General features: G+C 38.5%; 9 protein-coding genes and 1 pseudogene. 3 read left to right on the plus strand and 7 right to left on the minus strand.

Translation table 11 applies throughout. The annotated features are described in order from the left end of the window. Positions 1-11 precede the first annotated feature (11 nt). Both HZ311_RS01030 and HZ311_RS01035 read left to right on the plus strand, forming a co-directional pair. Positions 12-1,760, plus strand: coding sequence for an ABC transporter ATP-binding protein (locus tag HZ311_RS01030; RefSeq protein WP_178946402.1), 1,749 nt, complete (start codon positions 12-14; stop codon positions 1,758-1,760). Next, positions 1,747-3,534, plus strand: coding sequence for an ABC transporter ATP-binding protein (locus HZ311_RS01035; RefSeq protein ID WP_010735273.1), 1,788 nt, complete (start codon positions 1,747-1,749; stop codon positions 3,532-3,534). The genes HZ311_RS01030 and HZ311_RS01035 overlap by 14 nt, the downstream gene beginning before the upstream one ends. A 65-nt stretch (positions 3,535-3,599) precedes the next feature. Here the strand turns inward: HZ311_RS01035 and HZ311_RS01040 are convergent, their stop codons facing one another. Next, positions 3,600-6,614: a bacterial Ig-like domain-containing protein gene (locus tag HZ311_RS01040; RefSeq protein WP_178946403.1), complete on the minus strand. Its 3,015-nt coding sequence runs from the start codon at positions 6,612-6,614 to the stop codon at positions 3,600-3,602. A gap of 190 nt (positions 6,615-6,804) precedes the next feature. Between HZ311_RS01040 and HZ311_RS01045 the strand changes: the two genes are divergently transcribed. Further along, entirely contained in the window at positions 6,805-8,292 is a 1,488-nt protein-coding gene (locus HZ311_RS01045; protein ID WP_178946404.1) for a helix-turn-helix domain-containing protein, read from the plus strand. Positions 8,293-8,592: 300 nt separating this feature from the next. On the opposite strand, the gene HZ311_RS01050 is transcribed toward HZ311_RS01045, so the two are convergent. From HZ311_RS01050 to HZ311_RS01065, 6 genes and pseudogenes are all read right to left on the minus strand, one after another. After that, positions 8,593-9,099 (minus strand): DUF3114 domain-containing protein, encoded by a 507-nt coding sequence (locus HZ311_RS01050; protein WP_051377618.1) that lies wholly within the window; start codon positions 9,097-9,099, stop codon positions 8,593-8,595. 253 nt (positions 9,100-9,352) lie between these two features. Beyond that, positions 9,353-9,481, minus strand: a complete 129-nt coding sequence (locus HZ311_RS15885) for a hypothetical protein (protein WP_010735268.1) — start codon at positions 9,479-9,481, stop codon at positions 9,353-9,355. 383 nt (positions 9,482-9,864) lie between these two features. Continuing rightward, a complete protein-coding gene (locus HZ311_RS15890; protein WP_269147263.1) occupies positions 9,865-9,990 on the minus strand; it encodes a hypothetical protein in 126 nt (41 codons plus the stop codon). A gap of 627 nt (positions 9,991-10,617) precedes the next feature. Beyond that, positions 10,618-11,115 (minus strand): annotated as a pseudogene (locus tag HZ311_RS01055) (GNAT family N-acetyltransferase); the annotation flags it as partial. Between the two features lie 343 nt (positions 11,116-11,458). Continuing rightward, positions 11,459-12,823 carry a 23S rRNA (uracil(1939)-C(5))-methyltransferase RlmD gene (gene rlmD, locus HZ311_RS01060; protein ID WP_178946406.1) on the minus strand — a complete coding sequence of 455 codons (1,365 nt, stop codon included), beginning with the start codon at positions 12,821-12,823 and terminating at the stop codon, positions 11,459-11,461. Between the two features lie 163 nt (positions 12,824-12,986). Beyond that, positions 12,987-14,033, minus strand: a complete 1,047-nt coding sequence (locus tag HZ311_RS01065; protein ID WP_023519798.1) for a diacylglycerol kinase — start codon at positions 14,031-14,033, stop codon at positions 12,987-12,989.

The raw sequence follows: 14,033 nt of genomic DNA on the forward strand, positions 1-14,033 counted from the left end.
GAGGAAACACAATGACATTATTAAAAACATCTATAAAAAACAATAAAGGAATTGCTTTACTTACTCTTTTATTTATCTGTTTACAACTGCTAGGAACCCTTGGTGTGCCAAAGTTAGTAGCTGATCTCATAGACACAGGGATTGCAAGTGGCGAAGTGAAACAAATCCAACAGATTGGAATTCAAATGTTACTTGTTGCTCTATTAGGCTCTTTTGCTGCAGTTGCCTCAAGCTACTGTTCTGCTTTGTTAGCCGCACGATTTGGCTATCAGACACGAGCAAGTTTTTTCAATAAATTCCAACAATTGTCGATGAAAGATGTCGATCAATTTAATACCGGTTCACTATTGACCAGGATGACCAATGACGTAGATAACGTCCAACAAATGATCGTCATGTTCTGTCAGATGATCATCCCTGCACCAATTATTTCATTATTTACGATTCTGATGATGTTGGAGCATTCCGTCAAGTTGACATTGATTACGTTAGGCTCGATCTTCATCTATGCGCTGATCACGTATTATTTGATGAAAAAAGGAACCCCTTTATCTTTGAGTATTCAACCGAAGATGGATCGTGTCACGACAACGTTGCGTGAATTCTTTACAGGTGTCAATATGATCCGTGCCTTCAACAATCAAGACTATGAAGAAAAAAGAACAAATGAAACCTTTGAAAATTACGCGCAACAGATGATCCGAGTCAATCGAATCTTTGCTTGGGTCACACCGATCGCCTTTTTACTCATGGGTATCGTTTATGCATCCATTTTGTGGTTTGGTGGAGGCTTGGTGGCTAATGGTAGCTTACAAATCGGTATAGTAACTGCCATTGTGGAATATTCGATGTTGACACTTGCCTATTTAATGATTGCCGCAATGGTTTTTGTTATCGTACCAAAATCAATCTCTTGTCTTAAACGAATCGAAGAAGTATTACAAGCTGAAATCGAAATCAAAGACCCCGACCAACCAGAAACTTTATCCTTCGATTCAGTCGATGATACTTTCTTATCCTTCGAACATGTGACGTTTCGCTACAACGAAAACGCCGATCCTGTATTGGAAGACATTGATTTTATTGTACCAAAAGGAAAAACGACAGCCATTGTTGGTGGAACAGGTTCAGGAAAAAGCACGATTGCAAAATTACTGTTACGTCTAAACGATATTTCAAATGGACAAATCAAATTCGCAGGCACCCTGATCACAAAAATGAACCAAGAAACGCTTCGAAGCTATATTAGTTATGTTCCCCAAAAAGCATTTTTATTTAGTGGAACGATTCGCAGTAATCTATTGATGGGGAACGAACATGCGACAGATGAAGAACTAACCAAAGCAATTCGCATCGCACAATTGGATGAAGTATTAGAAAACCTACCGGATCAATTGGACAGCTTTGTGGCTCAAGGCGGAGATAATTATTCTGGCGGCCAAAAGCAAAGGATGTGTATTGCTAGAGCGTTAGTCAAATCTGCTGAAATCTATGTCTTTGACGATAGTTTCTCTGCATTGGACTATCGAACCGATGCTAAGTTACGTGGGGCGTTGCAACGTGAAATGACAGATAAAACACTGATTATCATTGCACAACGTCTAAGTACCATCATAAATGCTGATAATATTATCGTTTTAGATGAAGGACGGATCGTTGGACAAGGCACTCATGAAGAATTGTTGAAAAATAATCGTTCGTATCAAGAATTTGCGAAATCACAAGGTATGTTAAAGGAGGGAGTCGATGGAAATGACTAAAACAACGATAAAAAAACAAAGCTTGAAACGTTTCTGGCGAATGATCCAGCCTGAACATAAAATCTTCTATGGTTCATTACTTTGCAGCTTGGTCGGTAATACATTAGTCGTTGCTATGCCACTAATCATGGGTATCGGGATCGATCAACTACTCGGGCGGATCAAAGAGGTTGGACTTAACCATATGACAGTAACAGATGTAAAAGAAACATTGCTTTTACCAGTGATCCTGTTGATACTCTTCTCCTTACTAAGTAGTATCACTTCCTTTATTCAAGAACGAGCGATGGCTTCATTAAGTGAACGAGTGACCTTACGTGTCCGTAAAGAAGTTACAAAAAAATTCAAAGCTCTTCCAATGGCTTTCTATGACCGTCATCAAGTTGGTGATATCATCAGTCGAACAACTACAGGTTTAAATCAGCTATCACAAGTATTGCTCACAGGGATCAATCAACTTTTCACCTCTCTTGTAACGATCCTATTAGCTGGTATCATGTTGTTTTACATCGATATCAAATTGACTTTACTTGTTCTTATTTTGATTATGATCAGCACAACTGTTACAACAAAATTCGCAAACAAGAATAAACAAATTTCTGATCATAACCAAGAAGAACTGGGAGATTTGAATAATAAAGCAGAAGAATATCTAACTGGGAATTTGGTGATCAAAGCCTTCAACCAACAAGCATTAGCGATTGATGAAGTCAAGAAAGCAAATGAAAAACAATCGCAAGCTTTCAAAAAAGCGCAGTTCATGAATTTTGCGATTTATCCAGCCATCCGTTTGATCAATCAATTAGCATTTATCGCAAGTGCGGTCATTGGGGCAATAGCCGTTTTATCTGGTGGGATCACCATTGGTTTCTTACAAGCGTATTTGCAGTATATCAATCAAATATCAGAACCAATCTCCACTGCTTCATATGTCATCAATTCTGTACAATCAGCCATGGCATCCATCGAACGAATCTTTGAGATCATGGATGAACCAGAAGAAGCAATTGATCATGCAGTAGAAAATCCCATCATTGCACCACAAGGAGCAATTGAATTCAAACATGTTCGTTTTGGTTATACATCAGAAAAACCATTGATGAAAGATGTCAACTTCTCGGTCAAGCCACAACAAACGGTTGCCATCGTTGGGCCAACTGGTGCTGGAAAAACAACTCTTGTCAATCTTTTGATGCGTTTTTATGAAATTAATGACGGTCAGATTTTATTCGACGGTCATGACATCACCGATTTGCCGCGCCATGAATTGCGGAATCTATTTGGCATGGTACTACAAAATACTTGGTTATTCGAAGGTACTGTTGCAGAAAATATTGCTTACGGCAAAAAAGAAGCAACCAGAGATGAAATCATTCAAGCAGCTAAAATTGCTCAATGTGATCATTTTATCCGTACGCTGCCACAAGGTTATGACACCATTATCTCAAGCGAAAATGGGTCGATATCTCAAGGGCAACAACAGCTCTTAACGATTGCACGAGTCATTTTAGCTAATCCTGCAGTCGTCATTTTAGATGAAGCAACGTCAAGTGTCGATACACGTACGGAAGCCTTAATCCAAGAAGCGATGGATGCTTTAACTAAAAACCGGACCAGCTTTGTGATTGCCCATCGTCTGTCAACGATTGAACATGCGGATATGATCGTAGTGATGCAAAACGGAGACATCATTGAAACAGGAACGCATACAGAGCTATTGCAACAACCGACACTTTATGCAAGCTTATACAATAGCCAATTTCAAAATAGTTGAGCGATAAAAAACCAACTTAGTCTAGGATCACTCCGAAACTAAGTTGGCTTTTTGATTTTAAAGAATCAATCTTTACGATTTTTCTTTTTCTTGTAGATATAGGTTCCGATTGCTCCTCCAACAAGAGCAAAACCAAGAACGGTTGCACTAGATCGGATCTCACCAGTTTTTGGTAAATTTTTTGCTGCATTTCCTTGGACTTGTTTTTTTGAGGTTGCAGAGGTGTTGGCTGTTTTCTTTTGCTGAGTATTCCCTCCGCCTGTGTTGGCATTTCCTCCGGCAGTCCCTCGTTTACTCACTGTCACTTGACTTGTTTCTGAAACTGAACCATTCGTGTAAGTGATCGTATAGGTTCCTTCTTTGTTGGTATCAACATCGCCTGACACCATATTCTGGTCAAATGCGAGAGTGAACCCTTCGCGATTTGTTGCGGAGACAAAGCCATCGCTTGGGTCCCACGTATCACCGATATATAATTGAAGATCCTTTGTTACAATCGTTTCTCCGTTTTCTTTTACAACCACCACAACTTCTTCTGTTGCTCGACCGTTGGTATAAGTCAACGGATAATCGCCAGCTTTAGTTGTATCTACCGTACCACTAACCATGCTTTCATCAAAAACGATCATTTCCCCATCTTTGTTTGTAGCAGATACAAATTGATCACTTGGCGCCCACTTATCACCGACATAAATGCTGCCATTTTTTGCTTGGATCGTTTCTCTATTTTCAACCACGGTCACTGTGATTTTTTGAGAGGCTTCTCCATTCGTATAAGTAATGATGAAGTTTCCTGTTCGTCCGGTATCAACGGTGCCTGACACCATACTTTCATCAAATGGCAAAGTGTCACCTGCTCTATTGGTCGCTGAGATAAAATTATCGCTTGGATGCCAAACATCCCCTGTGTGGATTCTTGAATCGATCGCCTTGATCGCTTCTTGACTAGCAATGACGGTCACTGTGATTTCACGACTGAGTCTCCCAAAAGTATAGGTGATCTTGTACTCACCTACTTGTGTCGTATCGACTTCGCCGCTGACCATATTTTCATCAAAGGCAACAGCTTCTCCCGTTTTATCAGTAGCGGAAACAAAATTATCACTTGGTGTCCAAGCATCCCCTACAATGATCGTCGAATCTGTGACTTTAAGGGTTTCTTGACTTTCTTCGACAGTCACATTGATCTGTTGACTCGCAGATCCATTGGTATAAGTCACTGGATAGACTCCTGCTGTCGTCGTATCCACAGTACCACTGACCATACTTTCATCAAAAGGAATTGATTCTCCATTTGGATCGGTCGCTAAGACAAAATTGTCGATTGGTTCCCAACTATCACTAACATAAATCGTTGAATCCATTGCGCGGATCGACTCACTAGCGATTGGTTGCCACACATAAGTATCCGCCATACTATTTTGATAAGTTGTCATCAGTGAAGAGGAGCTTAATACATATTCACCAAGTGGGACATCTTCTGTGCCAGATCCCACATTTTGCCAGTAACCCGTATGCTCTTCTGTAGCGAGCAACTCTGGAATATTGGTATCGGTTAAAGAATAGAACTGGATACCTAAAGAAATTTTAGATAAGGAGATTGTACCAGCAAACATCTCTTGCTGCAATTGCACCTTGCCAGTTTTAAAATGTGATAAATCCAATTCAGTGATATTTTGGCAGTTTCTAAACATTCCTCGCATAAATCGAAGATTCTCCGTATCAAAACCACTGACATCGATTGCTTCTAAATTGAGACATTCTGCAAACATAAAACTCATTGTTGTCACGTTAGTAGTTGAAAAGTTCGTAACATCTAACGCCGTCAGACCGGAACAACCGAAGAACATATAGTACATGGAAGTCACGTTTTTCGTATCAAAGCGACTAACATCGAGTTCTGTCAAACCGGAACAGCCATGGAACATATAATGCATGTACATAACGTTGCTCGTATCAAAATGTGTCACATCTAACGCTTGTAATCCCGAACAGCCATGGAACATGAAGGACATTTCTGTTGCTTGACTCGTTACAAAACTAGAAAGATCCAGTTGAGCCAATCCGGAACAACCGCGGAACATATGACTGAAATTCGTCACGTTGGCTGTTTGAAAACCAGTTACATCCAATGTCGTCAAGGCAGAGCAATCATAAAACATGTAGCTCATGTTCGACACGTTCATCGTGTTAAAACTGGATAAATCTAATGAAGTCAATCCGCCCATCCCATAAAATATATGACTCATTTCAGTGACATTCGCTGTATTGAAGTTGCTTAGATCGAGCGTGCTAACAGAAGACACCCCATTGAACATATAGTTCATCGAACGAACATTTTGGGTATCAAAAGCTGTAAGATCCAATGAAGTCAGCTGCTGGCACCATGCAAAGAAATAATCCATATTCGTGACTTGACTTGTATCTAAACTGGATAAATTCTCGATCGTCGTTAGCTGATTCAAATCAAAAAACAATCCTAATGATTCAGCATTTGCTACCACGGGTCCAGTAAGAACAATTTTTTTGATGAGTGAACGGTGAGGAAACCAAGGTGCACGAGCCGCCGACGTTGTTTCTCCTAATGTCCCTGCATCTATGTACAATATACCTTCTTGGTCGATTCGCCATTGGCTGGTACCGAATACGCCAGAATCAACTTGATCATCTACCTCCTGTATCTCACAAACTGTGCGAGCATCTGGATCTGGGATCACTGGTTCACTCGCAGCTTTAGTGACTTCTTCTCCAACAGTTGAAGCAACAGTCGAATCCGTAGTCGATTGCTCTGTCACGGTGGTTACATCTGTTGTCGCTTCCATCGTTGGTTCTGTAGGGGGTTCTGACGGAACAGAGACTGATGATTCTAGGATTTTAGTTTCTTGCTGTTCTTTCGTCTCTTCACTTTTTATTGCTTCCATAGTGACGTCTTCAGCTTGTTCTTCAAGCGTCGAAATAGCTACCTCTTCTGTCATTTGTCCACTGTCTAAATGATCAGCAAATGTCGTGATACTCTGTTGGGATGCGTTCATAAGTAATAACATTGAAGCTGTCATTTTTACTATTTTTCTGTGGTCCATTCCTTATTCAACTCCTCAAATTATAGAAAGATAAAAAAACATACAACTAAATTCTAACGTAATCTGTGAAAGAAAATTTTTTATTTTTTTTTTTTTGAAAAAAATATTTGAGAATCGATTTGTATTTCCATAATAAGAAAGATAAAATAAAACAATCGAATAAGAGTCACCCAAACGAAAGGAGCAATTAATGGAACCTTTTTTCAAACTACATGAAAATAAACAATTACATCGCCAAATCAATATTCTTACTTATTTGAGAAAACGAAATGACATCACTTCGATCACAGAACTAGTTCAAGAAATAGGCTGTACACCTCCAACTCTACGTTCAGATATCCAAGCATTGCGTGCCAAATTACCACCATCGATTCATTTGCAATCAATCAAAATGATCGGTTACCGCTTAAAAATACCCGATGGGGAAACACTGGATACCTATCTTTTATCTCTTGTTAGAGAAACGATTACTTATAAAATCATTGACCGTAGCCTTAAGGGAAATCAACAATCCTTCGAAGCCATGCGCTTGGAGTATCATTTGTCTAGTTCGGCTTTACGCAAAATCATTCAACACATGAACCATGAACTAAAAAACTACCGAATCCAACTCTCTCCCAAAAATGGTGATCTTGTTGGAAAAGAAAACGAGATTCGTTTTTTCTTTTTTAACTTTTATACGAGTTTTCGACGAACGATCATAACAGATCATTCCTATCTATTCTCTCAGGAAACATACAAAGTCATGTTCGCTGAACTAGAGCAAGTATTTCAGTCTCATTTACATATTAGTAATTTTCGTGCAACGTTATGGTTGTCCATCTTAAAAGAAAGATGGTTGCGTCGTAAACAAGGTGAAATCCCCTCAGAAACATTGAGTATGATCCAGTCTAGAAAAAGCTTCAAAAGGTTCTCAAAAAAAATCACTCCTTTTCTGAGAGAGATTCTTGGGATTCAACAGCTGTCTGTAAATGAACTAGTTTGGGCTTATTTGATTGCTTTACACTGTATTTCCTATAGCTCATCGAACTATCAAGAGACAAGATCGCATAAAGCGACCCATTACCAAGAAGAAGCACCAACCAAAAAATGGATCAAGCAATTTTTACTCGACGAAGCGCTGATTGACGGTACAACAAAGGAAGGTATTGAGCAAATGAGTGCTTACTTAGCTAATTTACGCTTGCTTAATAAAATCACTGATGGTTTTGAGAATCACGCATTGGCAATTGATCATTTAGTCGATCCATCCTTTGAATTACTCTATCACTCCTGGCAAGACCGATTGCAGCAACTCAAATGGCAAGAGATCCTACCAATGACCTGCATAAAAGACGTTGCACTATCCTTAAGTATGATCCAATCCTCCTATCAGCAAATCCAAAGAAGGAAAAAGCAAACAATCGTCTTTACTTTTCATGGAGATGCTGGCTATGATAATTTTTTAATGGCTATGATCCAAAAGTGGCTACCTGAAACGTATCACCCTCTTTTTCTTTTTGATCAACCGATTAAACAAACAAAGATCGACGAGTTAGAAGCTTGTCTCATCGTCAGCAACTATGATCTTACGGAGAAAATGACCTGTGAAGTGATTCAAATTGCCCAAATACCTACCCATGAGGAGTGGAAAGATTTGAAACTACACTTGATTGAACGGGCTTCAAGTCATTCATAGCATAGTATCCAGGAACCACTCGACTTTTGCTGTAGACTTAGGGAGAAACGTCTAAAATCCCCCCCTAAGTCTAAGACTTGCGGCTATTCACAAATGAAGCTACTAGACTATGGATGCCAACCAAAGAAGGTAAAACGAAGTGTGAGAGTCTTTCAAAATAGTTTAAGACAGCGAAACACTTGAAATAAATCTTCCTTGTGGTTACGTATAAGATAAACACTTAAAATGGTCACCACAAGCACTAAAACAAAGACATCGATCTGTTTATATGTTCTCGTCTGCATAGAAGGTTCTCTCCTTTCATCTGACTTTTTTGTTCATTGTTCTTTTTCTTTGTCTATGACAAAAAAGAACAAAAAAATGAAACGCCAAAAAGAGTAACAATCCAAGAATCATCGGCGAAATATTAGGGTGCCGATGGAAGTATTCTGTGATACTCGCGCTGATCCAACCTTTTTTTGCTTGTTGACGAACCTGATGATCAAGTTTTTTTGAGGGGGAACTATCTAAAAGTTTATGCAATCGATCATTTTTGCTGGCATAATTAAACGATTCTCCATCAAGTAATTCTTTTCGCAAGTCGAAATGAAATGAATAGTGTGCCGGGTTACTATCTACTCGACCATTTTCCATTTTTAATACATTCCAGCTACTCACAAAGTCCCCTTCAGGATTCAAGATAAATTCAGAGTGAAAGCCTCTATTAACCAATATTTTTCGGTTTTCTCTGCCGATGATACTTTCTTTGAATGTTTTGTTTTTGGGATATTTATTGTGAAATCGAGCGGGAGAATACTGCTGTTCCACTCCCCATCGTTTCCCATATTCCGCTAATGCCTCCTCTCAATTAATGTAATTTAAAAAAATTAAAATAGATAACGTATTTTTTTCAAGTAATCAGTTCTCTCTACTTTTTTAACCATTAATCCTTTATATTTGTATGAACTTTTATGTTTTTAAAGACCTACTTCTTTATTTTAAGACAAAAAAACACCAGTGATTAATCACTGATGTCAGTTTTTATTAACAAATAATTTAGCCGATACTCGTCAGGCGTTTACTATTTATTATAGATTTTAGGTCCTTTTCTCATATTGCTACGATCATTTTTTGGAGTAGCCATCTTTTCTACTCGACCGCCACCTTGTTTCTTTTTGATTATTTCAAGCATTTTTTCTTTTGAATTCATCTGTTTCCCTCTTTTACTCTATTCACTTTTTTACTACTATGATACACACTTCATTATTGTAACACATTTTTACTTGAAAACTTCAAACTTATTGATTTCTTTATGATTTTATCATAAAAGCGCACGGTTTTTGTGTGTTCATCACAGGATAAGATCACGTAACTTTTCTCATTATAAAAACCTAATACAAAAAGCAGATGAAGAGCACTAACTTGTTGCTACCTGGAAGTTGATTGGTGCAATCGTGGCATGATGAGGAATCGCCGTAACAACTAGAAAAACCAATGCTTTGGCCAATCGTTGCGGTGTGCGATACGCTTAAACTGCTTTGACAAACGCAAGAAAAGCACCAATGGTAGAATTTCCAGTGATCAACGGGAAAATCACTCGGCGCAAACGATAAAAATGCCACCACCAAAAATCACTACACTTTCATCTAGAGCAGCACCGAGGTTCAGTAACGCATTTTTTAAGATCGTCAAAATAAAAGAAAAAAGATGAAAACTCATCGTTAATACAAGACCCCAAAAAGTTTTCTGATAAATCTCTTATAAAAGTAAGCAGCTATTGAAATAGCTCACGACGTTAGGTAAATAAGATCCAGTCAATGGTTGCAATATATAGAGGTTTCATAAACGGTATCAGCAAAACGATATCTAGCCTTTTTTTCTCTGTGATCTTTGTCCTGACCGTCAAAAAAGCTAATAGTAACGCAAGCACAGTCGAACAGATCACGACTGCAATGCTTAATAACAACGTACTGATGATCGTTTTTCCTACATCCAGTGATCCATCATAGACTAAAGCACGATAAAATATGACGCCGATAGGAATCCCTGTCAGTATGACTAAGAGAAGTCATATGGGAACTACCGCCCCACATGTCGAATTTTAATCATGTATGTTCATTGAGAAGATTCCACGACGGAAAAGAACTCGCTCGTGATATCAGAAGCGTCTTCATCATCCAGTCCCAAGCCACATCCAATCATGTTGATATTTGATAAGTTTCCCTATAATCGATTTATCCTGTATTTCTAGCGCTTTTTATCAGAGCATAAATTATGGTAATTTTTAGGAAAATGATCTAAAGTTACTTTGACCCTATATAGATATGAGTCATCATTCGACAAACTTTAGTTATTTTTCACAATCTTTGGCCCTGCCAGTATATTCAAGATTGGACCCCAAAAACGTTTAAAAATCTTTTGATAGTTTTCAATTTCAAACACTCCATTAGTAAAAAGGATCTCTAGTTTCTCTCCCCCCATCTTCACAATGTGATGGTCTGGTCGATAGCCATTCCTAAGATAAAATGCTTTACGGATTTTTCTTTGCTCATTGTTGCTAGCAGCTGGATTTTCTGCCTCTAAATTTAATACAATGCAATAATCTGGATAGTTCTCTTTGATATGTGATAATACTTGCGCCCCGTAGCCTTGACTGCGTAAGTCTTGAACTACCGCTAAATACCAGAGGTACGTCAAGTTTTCAAATGTAATGAGATACGCTAGACCGATAAACTTTTCTTCATCGTAATAAGCAATAAAATCGATACCCTCTCTCTTTGAACGCTTCAGCAATGTTCCCATAGGCACTTGTTCAGATTTTGGAAAAGCTGAATGATATAAGTGCTCGACTTGCTGAAAGTTCTACCATTTGCTTGGCCACCATTTTTATTTTTATCATGTAAGGACTCCTTTTACACATTGGATTTTTATTTTTTTATCTGTCCTCTGATGAGAAAGAACGTTTACTCGAAATTTTTTTATAACTGAACGATATACTCTCTATTTATTATACACTATATTTATAAAGCATTAAAAGATTTATGTCAGTCTTAAAATAACTCTCTTTACTTTCAAATCGCTTATTTCACTCAAACAATTGTATAAAAAAAGACGTTTCTTTTGACAGAAACGTCTTCTAAAATGAGTGTATAGGATATAATGCCTTGCGCTCATCTATTTAAATCACTTACCCTTTGCGTAATAATCCGACACATTCTACATGGTGCGTTTGTGGGAATAAATCAACTGGTTGGACTTTTTCTAACTGATAACCGTCTTCTGCAAACAACTTCACATCTCTAGCAAAAGTTGCAGGATTGCATGAGATATAAACGATTCGCTCAGGAGCCATCTCGATCGCTGAATCAATAAGGCGTGCGTCTAAGCCTTTTCTTGGAGGATCGACAACTAAAACAGTTGGTTTGATTCCTTTTTCTTGCCATTTTTTCATGACTGTTTCCGCTTTTCCAACTTCATAATGCGCATTTTCGATTTTGTTTGTCAACGCGTTGAACTGCGCATCTTCAATCGCTGCTGGTACGATTTCCATGCCATAAACATTTGCTACTTGATCCGCTATGGATAAACCAATCGTTCCAATTCCTGAATATGCATCAATCACGACATCCTCTTTTTTCAATTCAGCAAATTCGATCGCTTTTTGATACAATGCTTCGGTTTGTAATGTATTGACCTGATAAAAGGATTTAGAAGAAATACGATAGGTCTTACCAAGTAACTGATCTTCGATATACGATTGACCAAAAAGAACTTTTTCTTTTTCTCCTAAAATGACATTCGTTTTTTCTTCGTTGATATTTTGGATCACTGACACTACTTCCGGTAAAGCTTCATGGATAGCTTCAGCGATTTCTTTCGATTTGAAGAATTTTTCTTTTCGAGTGACTAAAACCACCATCATTTGATGCGTGTAATGACCTCTACGAACAATGATATGACGAATTTGTCCTTCATTTTTTTCTTCATTGTAGCCACGTACTTGAAAACGTTGCAAGATGTCTCTTACCTTGATGATGGCTTGATCGATTTGTGGGTCTTGGATGAAGAAATCTTCTATTTCCACTAAGTCATGACTATTTTTCTTGTAAAAACCAGTCACTAATTCGCCTTCGACGCGACGAACAGGAATCTGTGCTTTATTCCGATAGCCTGTAGGTTCTTCCATAGCGATCGTTGGTTGTACTGTGACTTCAGGCATTTTAGCGATTTTAGCTAAAACATGTTCGACTTGTTTTTGTTTGAATACTAATTGTTGCTCATAACTTAAATGGGCTAAAGGAGCGATTCCTGTACGCAATAGAACATTACTAGTGATTTCTTGACGGTCTGGTGACGTCGTCAACCAGTTTTCGACCTTACCGTAGCCAAATTTATTGCCTGCTTTTACGACAAGGATCTCCACTTGTTCACCTGGCAAAGCATTTTCAATAAATAATGGATAGCCATCAATTTTCGCAACACCTAATCCTTCGTAACTTAAATCGATGATATCAACAGTATACCGTTCATTTTTCTTAATTGTTTGTGTCATTTCATTACTCCTATTCTTTTGAATGGTTTCTAATTTTGTCCGTTCAACAAAGGAAAGAGCTGGGAGATCCATTCATTCCCAGCCCTTTTTTCTTCAGTCTATTGGAAAAAACAAGTAATCCTATGATCTTTGCTTCTTCCTTCTAATAGTCGTCCAATCCTGCTCAGTTCTGATCCTTGTCAGCAATTTTGCCATCGCCATCGATATCTTCATCCGTCAAACGTTCTACTTCTTTGACGAATTCTTTGCTAACTTCTTCTAGCTCTTCTTCCTCAAAACCAGTGATTGCCTCATCTGGAATTTGATCTGTATTTGCATAAAACTCGATATGCTGATGAAGATTTTGAAAATGCATCGGAGCATTCCCACCGTATTCGCCATCTAAATTGATCATGACAGGGCGATTCGCATTATCTTCGGTTTCAACATAAAGAGAACTTGTTTTCGTATAGATGACTCTTGGATCATCGACATGCTTCCCTCCATTGAGCATTAAGGCAGCAATGTGTAGGATCTCAAAAATATTCGCCGTTTTGACGATGATCAAAGAGAATTTTCCATCATCTAGCTTTGCATCAGGCGCAATTTGTTCAAAGCCACCAACGGAATTCGTCAACCCTAAAAAGAACATCGAAGCATTGCCATTATATTCGCCTTCGTCATACTTCAAGTGCATCTTGATCGGTTTGACACGTGGTAACATTTCTGCTCCTTTTGCCAAATATGCAAGATAGCCAAAAATACTTTTCAATTCGGAAGGAACTTCGTAGGTCAATTCTGTCAAGTAGCCACCAGCTGCAATATTGATGAAATAGCTATTATCGGATTGACCGATATCCATTTTGACTGTTTGATTCTTTTTGATGACTTCTGCTGCTGCCTTGATATTATCTCTAGGAATCTTCAAGGCGCGAGCATAGTCATTGGTCGTTCCCGCTGGAATGATCGCCATTTTAGGTCTAACTTCCAATGAGGCGATACCATTAACGACTTCATTGATCGTCCCATCGCCACCAGCAGCAACGACAAGATCAAAACCTAACTCAGCGACTCGTCGTGCTTCATTTTTTGCCGAGTCCTCTTCCGGAGTCGTTGCATAAGCACTTGCTTCATAGCCCGACTCCTCCAAAGCTTGGAGGATGTCGGCAAGATTACGTTTTAACAATTCTTTACCTGAGACCGGATTATAGATCACACGCGCTTTTTTCAT

This window comes from Enterococcus mundtii, assembly GCF_013394305.1.
GTDB classification, from domain to species: Bacteria; Bacillota; Bacilli; order Lactobacillales; family Enterococcaceae; genus Enterococcus_B; species Enterococcus_B pernyi.

Coding starts and splice junctions, on each gene's coding strand:
- HZ311_RS01030 (WP_178946402.1), top strand. CDS start 12: ATGACATTATTAAAAACATCTATAAAAAACAATAAAGGAATTGCTTTA.
- HZ311_RS01035 (WP_010735273.1), top strand. CDS start 1,747: ATGGAAATGACTAAAACAACGATAAAAAAACAAAGCTTGAAACGTTTC.
- HZ311_RS01040 (WP_178946403.1), bottom strand. CDS start 6,614: ATGGACCACAGAAAAATAGTAAAAATGACAGCTTCAATGTTATTACTT.
- HZ311_RS01045 (WP_178946404.1), top strand. CDS start 6,805: ATGGAACCTTTTTTCAAACTACATGAAAATAAACAATTACATCGCCAA.
- HZ311_RS15885 (WP_010735268.1), bottom strand. CDS start 9,481: ATGAATTCAAAAGAAAAAATGCTTGAAATAATCAAAAAGAAACAAGGT.
- HZ311_RS15890 (WP_269147263.1), bottom strand. CDS start 9,990: ATGAGTTTTCATCTTTTTTCTTTTATTTTGACGATCTTAAAAAATGCG.
- rlmD (WP_178946406.1), bottom strand. CDS start 12,823: ATGACACAAACAATTAAGAAAAATGAACGGTATACTGTTGATATCATC.
- HZ311_RS01065 (WP_023519798.1), bottom strand. CDS start 14,033: ATGAAAAAAGCGCGTGTGATCTATAATCCGGTCTCAGGTAAAGAATTG.